Genomic DNA, 20,436 nt, shown 5'->3' with positions numbered 1-20,436 from the left:
CGGCGTCGGCCGGCGCGGCGAGTGCCGCGACGGCGATGCGGTCGCCGAGGCTGCGCGCCGCGCGCGCCAGCAGCGCCGCATCGGCATCCACCACCACGAAGCGCGCCGCGGCCGGGATGGCCGGCGCGCGCCCGAAGCGCAGCGTGAAGTCGAGCGCCTTGCCGAGCAGCACGACAAGGTCGGCCTCCGCCAGCACCTGCGCGAAGGCGCCCAGAGAAGGATCGCCCAGGCCGCGCGGGCTTTCCATGGCCGCGACCGGCAGGCCCGAGGCGGCGGCAAGCGCGGCGATGGCCGCCCGCCCGGTCGGTGTGCAGAGCGCGGGCGGGGCGACGATCACCGGCCGCTGCGCGCGCGCGATGGCGGCAGCGATAGCGGCGGCGCTCTCGGCCGAGAGCGGCATGGGCTGCGCGGCATAGGCCGCCGGCCCGCGCATCGTGGGCGGCGCGATGCGCGCATCGAGCACATCGGTCGGCAGCGAGAGATGCACCGGTCCCGGCCGGCCGCTGCGCGCCAGGCGGATCGCAGCAGCGACCTCGCCCGCCAGGGCCTCGGGCGAGGATGCGGTGAAGGCCCGCTTGCAGACCGGTTCGGCCATGCGCGCCTGCTCGAGCTCCTGGAAGGCGCCGAGGCCAAGCTCCCCGAGCGGTGCATGGCCCGAGAGCAGCAGCACCGGCACCTCGCCCGCCATGGCGGTGGGCAGCGCGGCCACCGCGTTGGAATGCCCCTGCCCGCCCGTGACCAGCGCCACGCCGCATTCGCCCGTGAGCCGCGCCCAGGCATCGGCCATGTGGACCGCGGCGGCTTCATGCCGCACGTGGATGATCTCGATGCCCGAGCCGAGCAGCGCGTCGTAGACGGGCATGATGTGGTTGCCCGAGAGGCTGAAGACGCGGCTCACGCCGGCGGTCTTCAGCGCCTGCACCAGGATGTCCGCGCCGCGGATCGTCTCGGCCATGATGTGTCCTCCCGCTCGATGGTCGGGCGCACCTCGCCACGGGCTGGACAGGCTGTCCAGCGCCGGTAGTCTCGCGCGCAGGAAGGGGAGAAACGCATGGCCGAGCCGGCCAGCCTGAAGGTCAGCGTCTGGCGCGGCGGCGCGGATGGCGCGTTGCAGCACTACGAGGTGCCGGCGCGCACCAACCAGACCGTGCTCGATGTCGTGACCCATATCCAGCGGGAGCTCGATCCCTCACTCGCCTACCGCTTCGCCTGCAGGGTGGGCATGTGCGGGTCCTGCGCGATGACGGTGAACGGGCGGGCGCGCTGGACCTGCCGGACACATGTGAAGCGCGTGGTGGGTGCGGACGGCGAACTGGAGCTGCGCCCGCTCGCGAACCTGCCGGTGATCCGCGACCTGGCCGCGGACCTCACGCCCTTCTTCGACAAGTGGCAGCGCGCGCGCGGCACCTTCCAGCCCAAGGATGCGCCGGATGGGGCGGTGCCCGCCGATTTCGCCGTGGTGCCGCCGGCGTCAAAGGCGCGGCGCGAGGCCGATGCCGGCATCGAATGCATCGGCTGCGCAGTCTGCTACGCCTCCTGCGACGTGGTGGCGTGGAATGCCGACTATCTCGGGCCCGCCGCGATGAACCGCGCCTGGACGCTGGTCAACGACGTGCGCGACGGCGCGCGCGGCGAACGGCTCGACGCCGTGGCGGGGGATGCCGGCTGCCATTCCTGCCATTCCACGCAATCCTGCACGGAACGCTGCCCGAAGAACCTCGACCCCTCCTCGGCCATCGCGGGGCTGAAGCGGACGTTGTTCTGGGACACGCTGCTGGGGCGGCGGTGAAGCCAGCGTCCGATCGCCGCGGGGCGGAGCCGCAAGCGAGCACCGCGGGCGTGGATCGGCCGCGCCAATCCGCGCCCGGCGTCCATCTGTGGGTGGTGCAGCGCGTCACCGCGATGCTGCTCGGCCTCTTCGTGGTGGTGCACCTGGTCACCATCGTGACCGCGGTGCGCGGCGGGCTCTCGGCGCGCGAGATCCTGGACCGCACCCAGGGCAACGAGGCCTCGCTGCTGTTCTACGTTGTCTTCGCGCTGGCAGCCGGGCTGCATGGCGCGATCGGGCTGCGCAACATCGCCGCCGAGACCATCGGCCTGCGCGGGCGCGGCGCCGATATCGCCTGGCTCGTGGTCGGGCTGCTGACCGCGGGCTTCGGCATCCGCGCCGCCATCGGGCTCTATGCGTGATGGACCTGCGGCCGCGATCGCATCCGACCTACCTGGCCTTCGTGGTGCATCGCGTCTCGGGGCTGCTGCTCGCACTTTTCCTGCCGCTGCATTTCTGGGCGCTGGGCAGCGCCATCAGCGGCGAGGCGCGGCTCGATGGCTTCCTGCGGTGGACCGAGAATCCCCTGGCCAAGGCGGCCGAGACGGTGCTGGTCGTGCTGCTGGCGGCGCACCTGGCCGGGGGCCTGCGCGTCATGGCGCTGGAATTCCTTGGCTGGCGGCGGCGGCAGAAGGACATGGTGGCGCTCTCCGCCGGCGTGGCGCTGCTGGTCGGCCTGGTCTTCCTGCTCAATGTGGTCTGAGGCGGCTCTGGTTGCCGGGGCCGTGTTCCTCGCGGGCTTCTGCGCGGGCATGGCGGGCTTCGCCTTCGTGCTGGTGGCGGCCTCGATCCTGCTGCATGTCGTCTCGCCCAGCATCACCGCGCCGGTGCTCGTGCTGGGCAGCCTGATCTCGCAGGGCATGAGCCTGCCGGCGCTGTGGCGGCACATCGAATGGCCGCGCATGCGCCTGTTCCTGGCCGTGGCGGTGGCCGGCGTGCCGGTCGGCATCCTGATGCTCGCCCTCGGGCCGGCGCGGGTGATCGTGGGCGGCGTGGGCGTGCTGCTGGTGGTCTATGCCGGCTACATGCTGGCGCGCATCGCACTGCGCATGGACCCGCCGGAGGTCAGGGGCAGCCGGGCGGCCGATGGCGTGGTGGGGTTCCTGAGCGGCATCCTGGGCGGCATCGGCGGCTTCGTCGGCGCGCTGCCGGCGATGTGGGCCGACATCCAGGGCTGGCCCAAGGACCGCGCGCGGGCCTTCATGCAGCCCTTCATCGTCTTCATGCAGGCAATCACCTCGGTGGGGCTGGCCTTCACCGGCTTCTTCACGACGGAGGCGCTGGTGCTGGCCGCGCTTGCCACGCCGGCGCTGGTGCTGGGCACCTGGCTCGGCCTGCGCGCGTATCGGGTGCTGCCCGCGCAGGGGTTCCGCGTGGTATTATTGGGGCTGCTGCTGGTCTCGGGCATTTCGCTGCTGGTCTGAACGGAGGGTCCGCCATGACGCTGATGACAAAGCCTGAAGTGGAGCCGCTGCGCGTCGAGCCCGAGGCGATCGAGGAAGCGGCGAAGCTTCTATACATCCGCGCCTGCAAGATCCTGCCCGACGACATCAAGGCCGGCTTCGCGCGGCTGGACGGCAGCGAGACCGACGCCACGGCGAAGACCATCCTCGCCACCATGATCGAGAACATCGGCGTGGCGGAGCGCATGGACAATCTGCTCTGCCAGGACACCGGCATCCCGATCTTCAACGTGCTGGTCGGGCGCAACGTGCAGGTGGATGGCTGGGCGCTGAAGGAGGCGATCGCGCGCGGCACGGCACGTGCAACCCGCGAGCACCCGCTGCGCTCCTCGGTCGTGCATCCCATCACGCGCAGGAATGAGCATACCTCCTGCGGCGAGCGCGTGCCGGTGATCAACATCGACTTCACAGACGTGGAGCGCGAACTGCGCATCGAGATGATCCCGAAGGGCAGCGGGTCCGAGAACGGGTCCTTCCTGCAGATGCTGATCCCGGCCGATGGCATGGGGGCGGTGAAGCGCTTCGTGGTGGACCGAGTGATCCAGGCCGGCGGCAAGGTCTGCCCGCCGACCATCGTGGGGGTGGGTGTCGGCGGCACCTCGGACCTGTGCATGCACCTCGCGAAGGTGGCGGCGACGCGCCCGCTGGGCTCGCGCTGCGCCGATGCGGAAGGCGCGAAGCTGGAGGCGGAGTTGAGCGAGGCGGTGAACGGCCTCGGCATCGGCCCGCAGGGCCTGGGCGGGGATTCCACCGCCTTCGCCGTGCATGTCGAGACGGCTGCGACGCACATCACGATGAATCCGGTGGCGGTGAACATCCAGTGCCACTCGGCCCGGCGCGCGAGTGCGACCTTCACGCCCGCCGGTATCGCGATCGGATTCTGACGCCATGGCCCATCACACGCTGCACATGCCGATCACCGAGGAGCAGGTCCGCGCCCTGCGCATCGGCGACACCGTAACGCTTGAGGACCTACTCTTCGGTATCCGCGATGCCACCCAGATCCACATGTTCGACCATGGCCGCCAGACGAAGTTCGACCTGCGCGGGCATGCGGTCATCCACACTGCGCCCAACCTGCGCAAGGTGGAGCGGTCAGGGACCAACCATTCGGGCTACGAGGCGGTGTGCGTCGGCACGACAACCTCGGACCGCATGGAGCGCTTCACGCGCCCGCTGATGGAACGCGAGGGCGTGCGCATCATCATCGGCAAGGGCGGGCTGCGCGAGGGCTCGCTCGACGCCTTCCGCGACCTGGGCGGGGCCTATCTCGCGGTGGTGGGCGGCGCGGCGGCACTCGAGACCACCTGGATCGAGGCGGTGGAGGATGTGGACCTCGACGACCTCAATCCTGAATCGCTCTACGAGTTCCGGATCAAAGGCTTCGGACCGCTGCTGGTGGCGATGGACAGCCATGGCGGCAGTCTCTACGCCACGGTGAACGCCGAGGCCGCGCGACGGCGCCAGGCGGTGCTCGAGAAGCTGGGGGCGGCATGAGCCTCGGCCTGGTCCTCCTGCCATTGCTGCTGATGACGCAGGTCCTGCCGCCGCCGCTCGGCCAGGTCACGGTGCTGCTGGTGCTAGGCCGCGCCTATGGCACCGGCGAGCGCGACCTGCCGGTACCCTGGCCCCGCCTGCAATCCGCCCCGGCGGAGGATTGCAACTGCGGCGTGCCCGCCAGCCCGCGGGGGCCGCGATGATCGCGCACGATCCCTGGAGGCGTGGACCGCATGCCTGATGCCACCACGATCGAACGCCGCCGCACCGACATCCTGGTGCTGGGCGCCGGCGGCGCGGGGCTGCTTGCCGCGCTGCACGCGAAGGATGTCGCGCCCGATCTCGACGTCACCATCGCAGTGAAGGGACTGCTCGGCAAATGCGGCTGCACCCGCATGGTGCAAGGCGGCTACAACGTCGCCATCGCGCAGGGGGATTCCGCCGAGCGCCACTTCATGGACACGCTCGACGGCGGCAAGTGGCTGAACGACCAGGACCTGGCCTGGACGCTGGTGGTCGGCGCCCAGCGGCGCATCCGGGAACTGGAGAACCGCTGGGGCTGCTTCTTCGACCGCAACCCGGACGGCACCATCCACCAGAAGGCCTTCGCCGGGCAGACCTTCGACCGCACCGTCCACAAGGGCGACCTTACGGGCATCGAGATCGTCAACCGCCTGGCAGAACAGGTCTGGGCGCGCGGCATCCGGCGCATGGAGGAACACCGCGCCGTCGCGCTGGTCCGCAGCACCGACGGTGCGCGCCTGGCGGGCGTGCTGCTGGTGGACATGCGCGCGGGCGCGCTGGTCTTCATGCAGGCGAAGGCCGTGCTGCTCGGCACCGGCGGCGGACCGACCATGTACAAGTTCCACACGCCCTCCGGCGACAAGGCCTGCGACGGCATGGCCATGGCGCTGCAGGCGGGCCTGCCGCTGCGCGACATGGAGATGGTGCAGTTCCACCCGACCGGCGTGCTGGCCGGGCCGGGCACGCGCCTGACCGGCACCATCATCGAGGAAGGGCTGCGGGGTGCTGGCGGCTACCTGCTCGGCGGCGACGGCCAGCGCTTCATGCACAAATACGATCCGCGGGGCGAGCGCGCGACGCGCGATATCGTCAGCCGGTCCATGCAGCGCGAGATCCTCGCCGGCAACGTGAACGCCGAAGGCGGGCTCTGGATCGAGATGAAGCATCTCGGCCCCGAGCGCGTGGCACGCGAATTCAAGGGCATGGTGGAACGCTGCGCCGATGTCGGCTTCGACCTGGCCGGCGGGCGCGTGCCCGTGGTGCCCACCGCGCACTACATGATGGGCGGGGTGGTGTTCCGCGCCGATGGGTCGACCGATCTGCCCGGCCTGTTCGCCGCCGGTGAGGATACCGGCGGCGTGCACGGCGCGAACCGGCTCGGTGGCAATGGCGTGGCGAATTCCACCGTCTTCGGCGGCATCGCCGGGGACAGCATGGCGCGCTCGGTGCCGCGCGAGGGTGCCTTCGAGGAGCCGGACGCGGCCGCGCTGGAGGCGGCCGTCGCCGCGGTGCACGCGCCCTTCGGGAGACGTACGCGCGCGCTCTCGCCGATCCGCGACGCGCTGCTCGACCTCATGTGGGACAAGGCGGGCATCCTGCGCGACGGCGCGGGGCTGGCGGAGGCAGCGCGCGGCCTCGATGCGCTGGAGGCCGAGACCGATGCCGCCGGCGTCGATGGCCGCGACCGCGCCTTCAACCTCACCTGGCACGACTGGCTTAACCTGAAGTCGCAGCTGCTGGTCAGCCGCGCCATCGTGGCCGCGGCGCAGGCGCGCGAGGAATCGCGCGGGGCGCATTGGCGCGAGGACTTCCCGCACACCAACCCCGACGCCGCGGGCCTCGCCGCGACGCGTGTGACGCTGCGGGACGGCGCCATCGCGCTCGACTGGCAGGAGGTCCGGTTCACGCGCCTGCGCCCCGGCGAGAGCCTACTGCCCGCCGCCGCGGAATAGCGTCGCTTGACACCGCGCGTCGCGCTGCCCACCTTCCGCGCAATGGGGATCTCCGCGATCACCCCGTGAGGCTCCGGCCGAAGCATCGCGTCCAGAACTCCCGCTCAGGAGAGGACGCCCCCATGCCGGCTCCCACCATCGTCACCCCACAGCAGCTCGCCCGCCGCATCGGCCTGCCCGATGCGCCCGTGCTGGTCGATGTCCGCATCGCGGAGGACGTCGCGGCCGATCCGCGCTTCCTGCCCGGCGCCATCCGCCGTTCCCACCAGGATGTCGGAGATTGGGCCGGGGCCTTCGCCGGGCGCGAGGTGGCGGTGATCTGCCAGAAGGGCCTGAAGCTCAGCCAGGGCGTGGCGGCTTGGCTGCGCCATGCCGGCGCCGCGGCGGAATCCCTCGAAGGCGGCTTCGAGGCCTGGCGAGATGCCGGCCTGCCGCTGGTCGTCCCGAAGCATGTACCGGAGCGGGACGCTCAGGGGCGCACCCTCTGGGTCACGCGGGCGCGGCCGAAGGTGGACCGCATCGCCTGCCCCTGGCTAATCCGCCGCTTCGTGGACCCAGGCGCGGTCTTCCTCTTCGTCGCCCCGTCCGAGGTCGCGGCGGTGGCTGAGCGCTTCGCAGCCACACCCTTCGACATCGAAGGCGTCTTCTGGTCCCATCGCGGCGATCTGTGCACCTTCGACGTCATGCTCGATGCGTTCGCATTGCACACGCCCGCACTCGATCGCCTGGCGCTGATCGTGCGCGGCGCGGATACCGCGCGGCCGGAGCTGGCGCCGGAGGCTGCCGGGCTGCTCGCGGCCTCGCTCGGCCTGTCGCGCATGCATCGGGACGACCTAGTGCAGCTCGAAGCGGGCTTCGCCCTCTACGATGCCTTCTATCGCTGGGCGCGCGATGCCACCGACGAGACCCACAACTGGCCATCCCCCAGGACAACAGTATGACCGCGCCCGCCTTCCCGACCTTCGCGCAGGCCCTGCGCGTCTGGCTGCGCGTCGGCCTGCTCTCCTTCGGCGGTCCCGCCGCGCAGATCGCTGTCATGCACCGCGAGGTGGTGGATGACCGCCATTGGGTCTCCGACGCGCGCTTCCTGCATGCGCTGAACTTCTGCATGTTGCTGCCGGGTCCCGAGGCGACGCAGCTCGCGACCTATCTCGGCTGGCTGATGCATGGGGTGAAGGGCGGCATCGCCGCGGGCGTGCTGTTCGTGCTGCCCGGCGCGGCTGTCATGCTGGCGCTGTCCATGATCTACGCGACGCTCGGCGCCGTGCCGATCGTGGCCGCGCTGTTCTTCGGCCTGAAATGCGCCGTGCTGGTGCTGGTGGTCGAGGCGCTGCTGCGGGTGGCGAAGCGCGCCCTGCACGGCGCGCCGGCCTGGCTGCTGGCGGGTGCGGCCTTCGTGGCGCTGGCGGCATTCGCCGTGCCCTTCCCCGCGGTGGTGCTGGCCGCGCTCGCCATCGGCTTCGCCGCGCCCTCGGCCTTCGCCGCCGGGGGCCACGGGCGCGCCAAGGAAGGCCCGCCGGCGCTGCTGGATGCCGCGCTGGCGGCCGACCCGGATCGCATCACGCGCATGGCGCCCGCGGCGCGGCGTGCTGGGCTGGTCACGCTGGCGCTGTGGCTCTGGCCGGTGGTGCTGCTGGCCGGCACGCCGGTCTGGGGCGACATCGCCTGGTTTTTCTCCAAGATGGCCGTCGTCACCTTCGGCGGCGCCTATGCCGTGCTGGCCTATGTCGCGCAGGAGGCGGTCGAGAAGTACCAGTGGCTCACCGCGCCGGAGATGCTGGCGGGCCTTGGCCTCGCCGAAACCACGCCGGGGCCGCTGATCCTGGTGCTGCAGTTCGTGGGCTTCCTGGCCGGGTATCGCGACAGCGGCGTCCCGGGCGGCATCGCGGCCAGCCTGCTGACGCTGTTCGTGACCTTCGCGCCCTGCTTCGCCTTCATCTTCCTCGGCGCGCCCTTCGTCGAGCGGATGCACGACCAGCCGCGCCTCAAGGGCGCGCTGGCCGGGGTGACGGCGGCGGTGGTCGGCGTGATCGCGAACCTCGCCTTGTGGTTCGGGCTGCGCGTGGTCTTCGCGCAGGTGCAGCGCGTGCCCATCGGGCCGGCGACGATCGACATCCCGGTGCTGGCCACGGTCCAGCCGACGGCGCTGGCGCTCGCGGTGCTGGCGGCGGGGCTGCTCTTCGGGCTGAAGCTTGGCCTGGCGCGGACGCTTGCGGTCAGCGCCGCGGCGGGGCTGGCGCTGTCCTACCTGCCGGGCTGAGGCCGGGGCGCGGTTCCTCCAGCAGCCAGTACAGGATGTTGTTGCGGAAGGTCGGGTCGCGCGTGATCGCGAGGTGCTCGCGCGGCAGGAACAGCGCGCGGCGCAGATCCATTGGCGTCACCACCGTCGGCCCGCGCATGGCGGGATCCTGCCCCTGGCGCGCATCCAGCAGCGCGGAATCGCGCAGCACCAGTCCGTCGCCCGGCGCCGTCGCAACCGCCGCGATGGCGCCATCGGCGGGGCTGGCGGCGTAGCGTTCCGTGGTGGGCATCGCGTCGCCCGCCACCACCATGAGTTCGGTGCCGGCGGGGATCGGGGCGGGGCGGTCCATGGCGGCGGCGAAGGCTCGCGCGCGGGCCAGCAGCCGCGCCTGCAGCGCGAGGGCGATGCGCCGGCGCTCCTCCGCACTGCCGACATCGGGCATCAGCGTCGCGAGGTCGGCACCGATGCCCGGCTTCGCGATGCCCCAGCCCATGCGCTGCCACACCGCGGGGTCGTGCAGGTCGAGCACGGCGTCCGTCCCCGCCACCACCACCGGCCGCGCGCGGCTGCGCGGCAGCAGTTGGTAGAGCGAGGGCATGGTGCCGAGGATCGCCGGGCTGTAGCGCGGGACGATCGGCGCGCCGAAGTCGCGCCCGTCGACCAGCACGCGGAAGGCATCGAGCGACCCGCCATTGGGCGTGCCCACCTGGATCAGCCGGCCCATCATGGCGGCCCCTTCCCAGGTGAGCGGCGGCAGCGCGCCATTCGCCGGCAGGTCGGCGCCGCCATACATCATGGCGTAGCGCGCGACGATGCCGCCCATGGAATGCGCGACGATGTCAAACTTCACCTCGGCGTCGCGCATGCCGTAGCGGCGCGCGTATTCGCCCCGCACCAGGGCACGCTTGTCGCGCATGAAGGCCATCAGGCGCCGCGCATTGGCCACGTTGTCCTGCCGCCAGTCGTAGGCGAACTGGAAGCAGGTGAAGTGGTCGCGCCCGTAATCCACCTGGCCGCCGAGGCCCAGCGCCTCGTCGCGGTAGCCGCCGACGCCGAGCGTGCTCAGGATCTCGGCATAGGCCTGCAGCACGATGGGTATGCCGGCGATCCGGATGCGCACGCGATCGAGCACGCCATCGGCCGCGACCGCGCTGCCTGGCGTCGTCATCATGTCGTTGAAGGGCAAGGCGACGAGCCGCGCGCCGTCGATGGTGCCCGGGTCGGCGGCATTGCCGTCGAAGGCGCCCCAGACAATGCGCCCCGAGGCCGGGTCGCGCAGCCGGCTGCCGAGCAGGCCGGGGATGACGATGATCGGGTTGCGGTCCGGCCCGTGGTGCCGTGCGGCCGGGGTGTAGAGCAGCGCCAGGTCGGCGACCGGCTCGCGCGCGCAGGCGGCGAGGGTGGCGGCCGCGCCGAGCAGCAGGGCGCGGCGCGAGGCGGCGGGGGTCATGGGCGTCTCCCGGACGTTGGCTCTGTCTTCGCGCCCCCGCCCCGCGCGGTTACGCCGCGCGGTCAGGCGCCCTGCAACGCGACCTTCTCCTCGTTCTCCGCAGCGTGATGGAAGTTGGCGCGCTGGTAGCCGGTCATGAATTCCGGATAGGTGACGGGCGGCATCCGGGCCGGGCTGCCATCCGCCGTGATCGGCGCCATCACCGCGCGGTAGTTCGCATCGAAGAAGAACGGGATGGCGTAGCGCTCGCGCCCCGATCGGTTGATCACGCGGTGCGGCGTGGCCAGGAAGCGGTTGTCGGTCCAGCGCCGCAGCATCATGCCGCCATTGATCAGCAGCGCGCCTTCCGGTGCCGGCGCATCGACCCATTCGCCGGTGGTCAGGCGCAGCGAGAGGCCGGGGATGCGATTCTGCGCCAGGATGGTCATGAAGGATGTGTCGAGGTGCGGGGCGATGCCGAACTCGTTCTCCGGCGCCGTCGGTTCCTGCTGCGGGTAGTGCGACATGCGCAGCGTGTACATCGGGTCGGTGAAGAAGGGCGCGAAGAAGTCGGGCGCGAGGCCGAGCGCGCGGGCATAGACCGGCAGCAGCGACAGCGCGAGCCGTTCGAAGGCGTCGCAAGCGGCGAGCACCTGCTCGCGGAAGCCGGGCAGGTCCGCCGGCCACTGGTTGACGCCGCGGAAGCGCAGCCCGGCCAGCACGTCCGGGTGGTCGGGCGGCAGGTCGCGCTTGAAGAACACCGCTTCGTTGGCATTGGGCAGCGCCACCTCCCCCACCGCGTTCACGCGCGTGGTCGCACCGCGCAGGGGCATGTAGCCGATGTTGTGCTCGTTGATGCGCAGCGCGAGCTTGGCTTCGAGAGGCTGGGCGTGGAAGCGCTCGGCGGCGGCGAAGGTGGCGTCCAGCACCGCCTGCGGAATGCCGTGGTTGCGCACGAAGTAGAAGCCGACCTCGGTGAAGGCGTGGCGGAGCTCGCGGCCCAGCGCCTCCAGCGCGCCGGGCGCGCCCGCGCGCAGCGGGCCGAGGTCGAGGACGGGGATGGTCATGGCTTCCTCCTCAGGCGGGCATCAGGTTGAGCCGGCGGAGCAACGCGCGCTCCTCCTCCATGGTGCGGCGCATCTGTTCGCGATAGGCGGCGCCATCCAGCAGCATCAGCGGCTGGTCCATGCGTTCGAGGAAGGCGAGGTGCGCGGGGTCCTGCGCGGCGGCGCGGAAGGCATCGGCCAGCACCGCCACCACCGCGGGGTCCATCCCACGCGGCCCGATCAGACCGCCTGGGCTGTCCACCACGATGTCGAGCCCCTGTTCCTGCAGCGTGGGCACGTTCGGGAAGCGGCGCGCACGCTGCGTGCCGTAGGTCGTGAGCAGGCGCAGCTGCCCGGCCTCGACCAGCGGCGTCCAGCCCGAGGCCTCGGAGGCGAAGTCGATCTCGCCGCCCAGCAGCGCGCGCAGCGTGTCTGCCGTGCCGCGATAGGGCACATGCGTCCAGCTCAGGTTGCGCGCCAGGCCGATGCGTTCCACCACCAGGTGCTGCGTGGATCCGGTGCCGAGCGAGCCGAAATTGAGCCGCCCCGGATTGGCCTGCGCATGGGCCAGCAATTCGTCCAGCGTGCGCCAGGGCGCATCGGCGCGCACCACCAGGCCCATGACGAAGCCCGTGATCTGCAGGATGTAGCTCAGGTCGTTGATCGGGTCGTAGGGCGGGCGCGGGTTCAGCAGCATCTGGCGCACCACGCCCACATGCATCTGCGAGATGGTGTAGCCGTCCGGCCGCGCCTCCTGCAGCGCCAGCGCGCCGAGCGTGCCGGCGGCCCCGGCGCGGTTCTCGACCACCACCGGCTGGCCGAAGCGGCGCGATGCGACCTCGGCCATGATTCGGAAGCCGAGATCGGCCGGCCCGCCCGCGGTCCAGGGCACGATGAGGCGGATCGACCGGTCGGGGAAGCGCGGCTGCGCCAGCGCGGGCAGCGGCAGGGCGGCCATGGTCCCGAGCAGCGCGGCACGGCGGGTCGGTCGGATCATGGGCTGTCTCCCGGAGCCTTCGCGGGAGTGTGGCGCGCCGCGGCGGCCTGCGGCAAGCCGGGCTATAGCACCGGGCCCGTCAGCGCGACCGTATTGTTCCAAAGCCGCCGCGGCCAGGGCCAGGCGGCGACTTCCTCGGCTGTCACGCGCCGGCTGCGGGCGATGAACTCCCCCTGGCGGGCGCGCAGCGCCGCGGTGGTGGCGGCGTCGGCCAGCAGAATGTTGTTCTCGTAGTTCAGGTCGAAGGACCGGCGGTCCATGTTGGCCGAGCCCACCAGCGCCACCTCGCCATCGAGCGTGAGGGTCTTGGCGTGCAGAAGCCCGCCCTCGAATTCATGGATGACGACGCCGGCGGCCAGCAGCTCGGCGTAGCAGCTGCGGCTGGCCGCCCCCACCGCCGGGTTGTCGTTGCGCGCGGGGAAGACGATGGTGGTCGCGACACCGCGGTTCGCCGCCGCGCACAGCGCCGCCTGCAGCGGGTCATCCGGCACGTAGTAGGGGGTGGTGATGACCAGCTCGCGCCGCGCCGCGTAGATCAGCGACTGGAACATCTCGGGCATGGCGGAATGGCGGATGGTTGGGCCGCTCGCCACCACCTGCGCGGTGAAGCCGGGGCCGGGCGGAGGCATGGGGGCGCCGAGCAGCGGCACAAGGTCCTCGTCGGTCCAGGCCATCCAGTCGCTGGCGAACACGTGCTGGTTCTGCCGCGCGACCGGGCCTTCGAAGCGAAGCATCACGTCCACCCAGGGGGCGAACTTAGCCTTCACGCGGAATTCGGGGTCGGCGCAGTTCTGGCTGCCGCAATAGGTGATGGCGCCGTCGATCACCACGATCTTGCGATGGTTGCGCAGATCGATCCGCCCCGTCAGCGGGCGCAGCAGCGGGTTGCCCACCGGCAGCGCACGCGCGAGGCGCACGCCGGCCGCGCCCATCGCCGTCCAGAGCGGGTCGCGGATCAGCAGGTGCGAACCAATGTCGTCCACCAGGGCGCGGCAGGCCACGCCGCGCCCGGCGGCGCGGATCAGCGCCTCCGCCACCCGGGTGCCGTTGGTGTCGGGCAGCCAAATGTAGAACAGCAGGTGGACGTGGTCGGTGGCGGCATCGATGTCGGCGACCAGCGCATCAATCGCGGCACTGGAATCCGCCATCAGCGTCGCACGGTTGCCTCCGGTCGGCGGGTAGCCGCTGATCGACCCGCCCACCCTGAACAACGGCGCGTGGCGTTCGGGAACATCGGCAGGCGCGGCCGGCGGGGCGGGCAGTTCCGCGCGCAGCTGCCGCATGCGCGCCGCGGGGCGCCGGCCGATGCTGGTCTCGCCGAGCAGCAGGTAGCCCAGCATGCCCAGCACCGGCACCGCCAGCACCACCAGGATCCAGGATATGCGCGAGGCCGGGTTGCGGTACGGGCGCAGCAGCACGCGCAGGATGACCGCTGCCTGCGCCAGGATGTGCAGCGCAACCCACATGCAGCGAGGCCGGCCTCAGGCCGTGCCGCGGCCGAATATGGCGCCCGCCATGCGCTTCAGCCCGACCGCCTGCTGGCGCAGCCAGCCGCCGGTGGCGAGCGCCTCCGGCGCCTCGGGGTCGCCAGTGCGGGGAAACACGTCGCGGCGGAAATCCGCGGTGCCGAAGATCCAGTCCCAGACCGGCAGCAGCACCGCGTAGTTCTTGCCGTGCCCGGCGGTGGAGAGCACCCCGTGGTGGAGCCGGTGGAAGCGCGGCGAGACGATCAGCCTCTCCCCGATCCGCCCGAAGGACAGGCGGACATTGGCGTGGGAGAGACTTTCGGCCAGGCGCATCAGCAGCACCAGCAGCGGGAACTGGCCGGGCGGCACGCCGATCAGCAGCGCGATGGCGCCGAACCACAGCGCCGCGATCACCTCGTCGAGGATGTGGTTGCGGTCGTCGGTCCAGAAGGTCATCTGGCGCTGCGCATGGTGGATGGAATGCAGCGCCCACCACCAGCGGAAGGAATGCTGGAAACGGTGGCGCCAGTATTCGCCGAAATCGAGGATGACGGCATAGATCGCGAACGCCAGCACCGGCATCTCGCGCAGTTGCGGGAACAGCGTCTCGATCGTGGGCGGCACGAAGCCGCTGTCGGCGACCGAGCCCTCCCACCAGGCCTGCAGCGAGGCGAGCAGCACGAAGGCCACCATCGGCAGCAGGCCAAGGCGCGTTAGCAGCGTATAGACGATGTCGGTGCGAATGGCGCTGCGGTCGGTGACGGGCTCGACCGGCCGCCAGGCCTCGAGCGGGCGGCAGACCAGGTAGACCACGGCGATCGAGAACAGCCCGAACAGGCCGAATTGCAGCCATTGCAGGGCGTCGTCGGCCCAGTCCATCAGGCCCCACTGGTACATCAGGGGCTGCAGGAGGGTCTCGAAGATCCAGCCCGTGGCATCGTCCAGGGCGTGGTTGAAGGACTCGGTCATGGCGGCGGAGATTCTACCTGCGGCCCTCGGGCGGCAAGGTGGCGAAGCAGAAGCCGCGCGCCTGGAGCCCGGAGATCACCTCCTCCAGGACATTGGCATAGGGGTCGCGGCGGGACCGGATGCCCCAATGCATCACCAGCACCTCGCCGTCGCGCGTATGCGCCAGGGCACGCCGCGCCAGCGCGGCATTGGGGTGGGCGTCGGAGGGCAGTTCGTCGCCGAGGAAGCCATTGGTGGTCCAGCCCTGGTGGCGCAGCCCGCAGGCCTCGGCCATGCGGATCGCACCGGGCGTCACGATGCCCCCCGGTGCCCGCCACAGCGGCAGCACTACCGCGTCCGGCGCGGCCGCGCGCAGGCGCTCGATCGGGCGGGCAAGTTCGCGGCACATCGCGGCCTGGTCGAGCACCTCCTCGCCCTCCCGGCTGCGGGAGACGTAGCGCGTGCGCCCGGGCCCGGCATCGCCGCGGAAATACCAGTGGCGGTCGGTGTGGCTGGCGAAGACATGGCCCTCGGCCGCGCGGGCACGCCAGAAGGCGGCCCAGCCGGGGGCAAGGCTGTGCTCGCCGGTATGGGTCGGCTCGTTCGCGACGAAGAGCGTGGCGCGCACGCCGCGGCGCCTCAGGATCTCGGCGATGCGCTCCGCCTCTCGGCCCCAGCCGGTATCGATGGTGAGATAGACCGTGCCGGCCGGGCAGGAGGCCGGCGCCTGGGCGGCCGCTCCCCCTGCGGCGATCGCCCCGAGGACAGCGAGGGCGGCGCCGAGGATGCGGGCGCGCGCCTCAGCGCGCATTCGTCGCGGGGCGGTTCGCCGCGGTCTGGGCCAGGCCCTCGGTCTCCGCCCGGCGCGGCTGGATGAAGATGCCGTGCGGGCTGCGCCCGACGCGGATGGTCTCGACCTCCCCGGTGCGGGTGTCGACGCGCGCGACCCGCCCGGACCAGCGCAGCGTGGCCCAGAGCCGGCCATCGGGGTCGAAGGCGATGCAGTCCGGCCCGCCGGGCAGGTCGATGATGCGCCGCACGTCGAGGGTCGAGGGATCGATCTCCACCAGGCGGCTCTGCACCCGGCTGGTGGCCCAGAGGGCGCGGCCATCGGGCTGCACGAAGATGGTGTGCGCCCCGCGGCCGACCGGGATCTGCTTCTCGATCTCGCGCGTCTCGGGGTTCACCACGGCGAAGTGGTCGGAGCCCATGATGCCGATGATGAGCCGGCCGCGGTGCCAGGCGATGCCGGCGGGCTCGCGCCCCACGGGAATCTCCCACAGCGGCTGGTTGGTCTCGAGGCTGATCGCCGCGATGGTACCGCTGCCCTGCAGCGTGACATAGACGACCTTGGCATCCGGGCGGAACGCCATGTGGGAGGGCTTCTCGGGCATGCGCAGCCGGGCCAGCAGCGCCATCGAGCGCGCGTCGTAGACATCGACCTGGTTGCGCCGCAGCGAGCAGATCACCAGAAGCCGCCCATCGGGCGAGAAATCGAGGTGGTAGGGGTTGGAGACCCGCTCCCGCCGGCGGATCTCGCCCGTGGCGGGGTCGACGAACAGGATCTCGTTGCCGCCGGAATCGGCGATCAGCAGGTCGCGCCCGTCCGGCGAGAGCACCAGGTGGTGCACCTCCCGCAGGGCGGGGATGCGGCGCAGTTCCTGCCGCGTGAAGGCATCGAGGATCGAGATGCTCGAATCCCCCGAATTCAGCACGTAGACGAGATCGGCCGCGGCGGGGCGCGCCAGCAGCACGAGAGGGGCGGTCAGCAGGAGGGCGCGGCGACGCATGGCGGGCACACCGTTTGGGCGGGACGGAGGGGGGTCGCCGTCAGAGCGGAAACTGCGCCGCGCGTGCGGGCGAAGCAAGCGCGGATTCATGCGGGGAGCGGCGCGATGACGGAGGTCAAGCGCATGCGCGCACCGGTTGCACGGCGCGGCGCATCTGCGCGCCTTCCTCAGCCATCCTTGGGCCGGAAGGCCAGCGACACGCCGTTCATGCAATAGCGCAGCCCGGTCGGCGCCGGGCCATCGGGAAAGACGTGGCCGAGATGGCCGCCGCATCGCGCGCAATGCACCTCGGTGCGGGTCATGAAGAAGGACCGGTCGGTCTTCTCGGCCACCGCCCCCTCGAGGGGCGCGAAGAAGGAGGGCCAGCCGGTGCCGCTCTCGTACTTGGCGGCCGCGTCAAACAGCGCCGTGCCGCAGCCCGCGCAGGCGAAGGTGCCGGGCCGCTTCTCGGCATTGAGCGGGGATGTGCCGGGCCGCTCGGTGCCGTGCTGGCGCAGCACGCGGAAGGCCTCGGGGCTGAGGCTGGCGCGCCATTCCGCGTCGCTTTTCGTCACCGGGAAGGTCTCGGCCGGGGTGTCGTCGCGCTTGAAGAGCATCGGTCCTGTCCTGTCGTTTCCACCCTGCGGCGGCGCGCGCGGGGGCGCGCCGCCGGTCCGTCACGCCGCCGGGCGCTTCACCCGCTCGGCGAAGGTCTTGCGGAACTTCGCGACCTTGGGCGCCACCACGGCGCGGCAATACCCCGACCAGGGGTTGCGTGCGAAGTAGTCGTGGTGCTCGGGCTCGGCCGGCCAGAAGGGGGCCTCGGACACCACCTCGGTCACCACCGGCCCGTCATGGATGCCGGCGCGCTCGACCTCGGCGATCACCTCGCGCGCGGTGGCGGCCTGCGCCTCGGAATGGGTCAGGATGATCGAGCGGTATTGCGGCCCGACATCCCCCCCCTGGCGGTCCTTCGTCGTGGGGTCGTGGATGGTGAAGAAGACCCGCAGCAGGTCGGCATAGGAGAGTTCCGCGGGGTCGAAGACCACGCGCACCACCTCGGCATGGCCGGTCTTCTTGCCGCAGACGGCCTCGTAGGTCGGGTTCTCGACATGCCCGCCGGCATAGCCCGACATCACCGAAACCACGCCCCGCAGGTCCTTGAACACGGCCTCGAGGCACCAGAAGCAGCCGCCGCCGAGGGTGGCGGCCTCGTGCCCTGCCTGTGCGATCATCGCATTCCTCCTTCGCTCACGCTCGCCTTTCGCCATGTGGGGGCGGATGGTCACGCGAGGAAGACGAAATCCACCGCCTGCAGCGCCGCCTTGTCCACGCCCGACAGCAGCACGGAATCGCCCGGTGCCAGGTCGATGATGGCACCGGTGCTGCCTTGGCGCGTCACCGCCAGCACCTGCGCGACGGTGCTGAAGCCGAAGCCCTGCAGCAGAAGCCGATCGAAGCCGGGGGTGTAGTCGCCGATGACATCGATGCCCGAACCCCTGGCAAAGAGGAAGGAATCGCGCCCGCCCTCGCCGAACAGCACGTCCGCCCCGGCGCCGCCGGTCAGCGTGTCGTTGCCGTCGCGCCCGTAGAGCGAATCCGCGCCGGGGTCTCCGGTGATGCGGTTGGACAGGATATTGCCAATCCCGCGCGTCGCCCCGTCCAGGACCAGATTCTCGACATCCTCCGGCAGAGTAAAGGACCCCGCGAAGCGCGCGATCACGACATCGATGCCCTGCGCGGCCAGTTCGAAGATGCCGTCGTTCGACTGGCTCGCGATGAAGGTGTCGTTGCCCGGCCCGCCATACATCAGGTCGAGGCCCGGCCCGCCGTCGAGCCAGTCGTCCCCGGTCTGGCCATAGAGCAGGTCGGTGATGACATCCGGCCCGCCGAAGATGGTGTCGTTGCCGACCTGGCCCTGGAGGTTGTCGCGCGCGACGCCGCCGTCGATCACGTCGTTGCCATTGCCGCCATAGATGTAGTCGGACCCATCCTCGCCCAACAGCAGGTCCTGGCCGTCGCGGCCCTGGATGCGGTCGTCGAGGCCGCCGCCCCAGACCGTATCGTCGCCGCCCATGGCGATGATCAGGTTCACGCCCTCGTTGCCGCGGATGCGCTCGGCGCCGATGTTCGACACGACGAAAATGCCGCCCGCCCCCGGCGCCATGATGAACCATTCGATGTTGGGCGTGAGGTAGGTGTTGGCGCTGGCGATGACCGTGTCCTCGCCGCTGTTGAGGTAGTCGAGCACCACGTCGTACCGGCTGTCCACGGCGTAGAGGTCGTTGCCGAACCCGCCCAGCATGCGGTCGTCGCCCTCGCCACCGTCCAGCACGTCGTTGCCCTCGCTGCCGGCCAGGGTGTCGGCGTCGGTGCCGCCCACCAGGCTGTCGTCCCCGGCGCCGCCCACCAGGCTGTCGCGCCCGGCCGCGCCCAGCAGCGTGTCCTCGGCGCCGAGGCCATCGAGGGTGTCGTCGCCGGCAAGACCCTCGATCCGGTTCGCCTCCGCCGCGCCGGTGAGCCGGTCGGCGAAGCTGGACCCGCGCAGAGATTCGAAGCCCGCCAGCGTATCCCCCGCCCCGCCGGTCAGCCGCCCGACCGTGACGCCTGCGGTGGCACCGGCGTAGGAGACCATGTCGAGGCCGCCGCCGCCCTCGAGCCGGTCCGGCCCCTCGCCCCCCAGGATCAGGTCGTCGCCCGCGCCGCCATCGAGCGTGTTGGCGCCGGCGCCGCCCTCGAGCGTGTCGTTGCCATCGCGCCCCTCGATCCGGTCGTTGCCCGACCCGCCGATCAGCCGGTTGCGCGTGCCGGAGCCGAGCAGCGCCACCGCGGCCGCGACGGCCGAGCCGTCCACCCCCTCGAAGCCGCGCGTGATGCCCCCGCCCGCGACCTGGTCGATGTTGCTCTCGAGTGTGATGTCGACCGCGCTGCGGATGACCAGCAGGTCGAGATCGTCGCCGCCATCGGCGAAGGGATCGGCCGGGTCGTAGTCGATCGTGTCGTCGCCGGCGCCGCCGTCGATCGAATCCGCACCCGGCCCGCCCTCGATCAGGTCGGCGCCGTCGCCGGCGAGGATGGTGTCGGTGCCCTCCCCGCCCGCCAGCGTGTCGGCGCCGACACCGCCATAGAGCCAGTCCGCCCCCAGCCCGCCCACCAGGGATTCCCGGCCATCGGCACCCCACAGGCTGTCATTGCCCTCGCCGCCGACCAGGGTGTTGCGGGCGAAGATGCCGTCCTGGTCCTCGATGCCCGGGCCCTCGACGAACAGCTCGTCGTCGCCCGCCCCGCCATCCAGGCTGTCATTGCCGGCGCCGCCCCAGAGCTGGTCCGCGCCGCCGGCGCCGGCCAGCGTGTCGTCGCCCTCCCCACCGACCAGGCGGTCGGGGCCGTCGCGCCCGGTCAGCCGGTCGTTGCCCGCGAGGCCGAAGATCTCCTGCCCGCCGGCGGCGCCCAGCAGCACGTCGTTGCCCCCGGTGCCGACCAGGACGCGGAAGCTGCCCTCGGCAAAGTTCTCCGGCGCCAGCAGGACGGGCGAGGCCAGGCTGCCCACGCGGATCACCGCATCGTCGGCGCCGATCACGAGGTCCTGGTCGAGGTCGACGATGAACCAGCCGCCCGCGGCCACCCCACCGGAGAGCGCCGGCAGGAACCAGGACTGGTAGTAGCCCGGCCCCAGCCCGCTGCCTGGCAGCGCGGTGCCGAGCCCGACGCCGAGCGCGAGGTCGCGCGGCGCCAGCGTGCCGCGCCAGGCGAGCGGCCCGGGGCCGAAGGCGCC

The 20,436-nt window shown here is 71.6% G+C and carries 21 protein-coding genes; 10 read left to right on the top strand and 11 right to left on the bottom strand.

Annotated elements, in window-relative coordinates; all coding sequences use genetic code 11:
- Window positions 1–955: thiamine pyrophosphate-binding protein (locus HW578_RS10350; protein ID WP_198370479.1), on the bottom strand; the 955-nt coding region annotated here is incomplete at its 3' end.
- A 96-nt stretch (window positions 956–1,051) separates the two neighbouring features.
- Between HW578_RS10350 and HW578_RS10345 the strand changes: the two genes are divergently transcribed.
- The 10 genes from HW578_RS10345 to chrA all read left to right on the top strand — a co-directional run bounded on the left by HW578_RS10345 (window position 1,052) and on the right by chrA (window position 9,024).
- Window positions 1,052–1,789 carry a succinate dehydrogenase/fumarate reductase iron-sulfur subunit gene (locus HW578_RS10345; protein WP_198370478.1) on the top strand — a complete coding sequence of 246 codons (738 nt, stop codon included), beginning with the start codon at window positions 1,052–1,054 and terminating at the stop codon, window positions 1,787–1,789.
- 50 nt (window positions 1,790–1,839) lie between these two features.
- Window positions 1,840–2,190, top strand: coding sequence for a succinate dehydrogenase (locus HW578_RS10340; protein WP_369407867.1), 351 nt, complete (start codon window positions 1,840–1,842; stop codon window positions 2,188–2,190).
- On the top strand, window positions 2,190–2,531 hold the full coding sequence (sdhC, locus tag HW578_RS10335; protein ID WP_198370477.1) for a succinate dehydrogenase, cytochrome b556 subunit: 342 nt from the start codon (window positions 2,190–2,192) through the stop codon (window positions 2,529–2,531). The genes HW578_RS10340 and sdhC overlap by 1 nt, the downstream gene beginning before the upstream one ends.
- 22 nt (window positions 2,532–2,553) lie before the next feature.
- The gene (locus HW578_RS10330) at window positions 2,554–3,252 is read left to right on the top strand and encodes a sulfite exporter TauE/SafE family protein (RefSeq protein WP_198370476.1); all 699 of its coding nucleotides are present in this window, start codon (window positions 2,554–2,556) and stop codon (window positions 3,250–3,252) included.
- Window positions 3,253–3,266: 14 nt separating this feature from the next.
- The gene (locus HW578_RS10325) at window positions 3,267–4,175 is read left to right on the top strand and encodes a fumarate hydratase (protein WP_232478859.1); all 909 of its coding nucleotides are present in this window, start codon (window positions 3,267–3,269) and stop codon (window positions 4,173–4,175) included.
- A 4-nt stretch (window positions 4,176–4,179) separates the two neighbouring features.
- Entirely contained in the window at window positions 4,180–4,788 is a 609-nt protein-coding gene (locus HW578_RS10320) for a fumarate hydratase C-terminal domain-containing protein (RefSeq protein ID WP_198370475.1), read from the top strand.
- On the top strand, window positions 4,785–4,991 hold the full coding sequence (locus tag HW578_RS10315; protein WP_198370474.1) for a hypothetical protein: 207 nt from the start codon (window positions 4,785–4,787) through the stop codon (window positions 4,989–4,991). Before HW578_RS10320 ends, HW578_RS10315 begins: the two co-directional genes overlap by 4 nt.
- 30 nt (window positions 4,992–5,021) lie before the next feature.
- Window positions 5,022–6,764 (top strand): L-aspartate oxidase, encoded by a 1,743-nt coding sequence (locus HW578_RS10310; protein ID WP_198370473.1) that lies wholly within the window; start codon window positions 5,022–5,024, stop codon window positions 6,762–6,764.
- Between the two features lie 122 nt (window positions 6,765–6,886).
- On the top strand, window positions 6,887–7,705 hold the full coding sequence (locus HW578_RS10305; RefSeq protein ID WP_198370472.1) for a chromate resistance protein ChrB domain-containing protein: 819 nt from the start codon (window positions 6,887–6,889) through the stop codon (window positions 7,703–7,705).
- Window positions 7,702–9,024: a chromate efflux transporter gene (gene chrA / locus HW578_RS10300; RefSeq protein WP_198370471.1), complete on the top strand. Its 1,323-nt coding sequence runs from the start codon at window positions 7,702–7,704 to the stop codon at window positions 9,022–9,024. The genes HW578_RS10305 and chrA overlap by 4 nt, the downstream gene beginning before the upstream one ends.
- Here chrA and HW578_RS10295 read toward each other — a convergent pair.
- The 10 genes from HW578_RS10295 to HW578_RS10250 form a co-directional block, all read right to left on the bottom strand.
- On the bottom strand, window positions 8,981–10,456 hold the full coding sequence (locus HW578_RS10295) for a lipase/acyltransferase domain-containing protein (RefSeq protein WP_198370470.1): 1,476 nt from the start codon (window positions 10,454–10,456) through the stop codon (window positions 8,981–8,983). The two genes, chrA and HW578_RS10295, sit on opposite strands and share 44 nt — an antisense overlap.
- A 62-nt stretch (window positions 10,457–10,518) precedes the next feature.
- Window positions 10,519–11,502: an isopenicillin N synthase family dioxygenase gene (locus HW578_RS10290; RefSeq protein WP_198370469.1), complete on the bottom strand. Its 984-nt coding sequence runs from the start codon at window positions 11,500–11,502 to the stop codon at window positions 10,519–10,521.
- 10 nt (window positions 11,503–11,512) lie between these two features.
- Complete coding sequence (locus tag HW578_RS10285; RefSeq protein WP_198370468.1) at window positions 11,513–12,478, bottom strand: tripartite tricarboxylate transporter substrate binding protein; 966 nt, start codon at window positions 12,476–12,478, stop codon at window positions 11,513–11,515.
- Window positions 12,479–12,540: 62 nt separating this feature from the next.
- Entirely contained in the window at window positions 12,541–13,944 is a 1,404-nt protein-coding gene (cls, locus tag HW578_RS10280) for a cardiolipin synthase (protein WP_198370467.1), read from the bottom strand.
- 15 nt (window positions 13,945–13,959) lie between these two features.
- On the bottom strand, window positions 13,960–14,913 hold the full coding sequence (locus tag HW578_RS10275; protein WP_198370466.1) for a sterol desaturase family protein: 954 nt from the start codon (window positions 14,911–14,913) through the stop codon (window positions 13,960–13,962).
- Between the two features lie 13 nt (window positions 14,914–14,926).
- Entirely contained in the window at window positions 14,927–15,703 is a 777-nt protein-coding gene (locus HW578_RS10270; protein ID WP_198370465.1) for a polysaccharide deacetylase family protein, read from the bottom strand.
- Window positions 15,693–16,682 (bottom strand): Vgb family protein, encoded by a 990-nt coding sequence (locus tag HW578_RS10265; RefSeq protein WP_232478858.1) that lies wholly within the window; start codon window positions 16,680–16,682, stop codon window positions 15,693–15,695. Before HW578_RS10265 ends, HW578_RS10270 begins: the two co-directional genes overlap by 11 nt.
- A gap of 167 nt (window positions 16,683–16,849) precedes the next feature.
- On the bottom strand, window positions 16,850–17,278 hold the full coding sequence (msrB, locus tag HW578_RS10260) for a peptide-methionine (R)-S-oxide reductase MsrB (RefSeq protein WP_198370463.1): 429 nt from the start codon (window positions 17,276–17,278) through the stop codon (window positions 16,850–16,852).
- Between the two features lie 60 nt (window positions 17,279–17,338).
- Entirely contained in the window at window positions 17,339–17,896 is a 558-nt protein-coding gene (msrA, locus tag HW578_RS10255; RefSeq protein WP_198370462.1) for a peptide-methionine (S)-S-oxide reductase MsrA, read from the bottom strand.
- Between the two features lie 50 nt (window positions 17,897–17,946).
- Window positions 17,947–20,436, bottom strand: a 2,490-nt coding sequence (locus HW578_RS10250) for a calcium-binding protein (RefSeq protein ID WP_304621633.1), incomplete at its 5' end; no start/stop codon positions are given.

It is taken from the genome of Roseomonas rosulenta, assembly GCF_016106005.1.
In the GTDB taxonomy this organism is placed as follows: Bacteria; Pseudomonadota; Alphaproteobacteria; order Acetobacterales; family Acetobacteraceae; genus Neoroseomonas; species Neoroseomonas rosulenta.
This window is presented reverse-complemented; position numbering and strand designations above follow the sequence as displayed.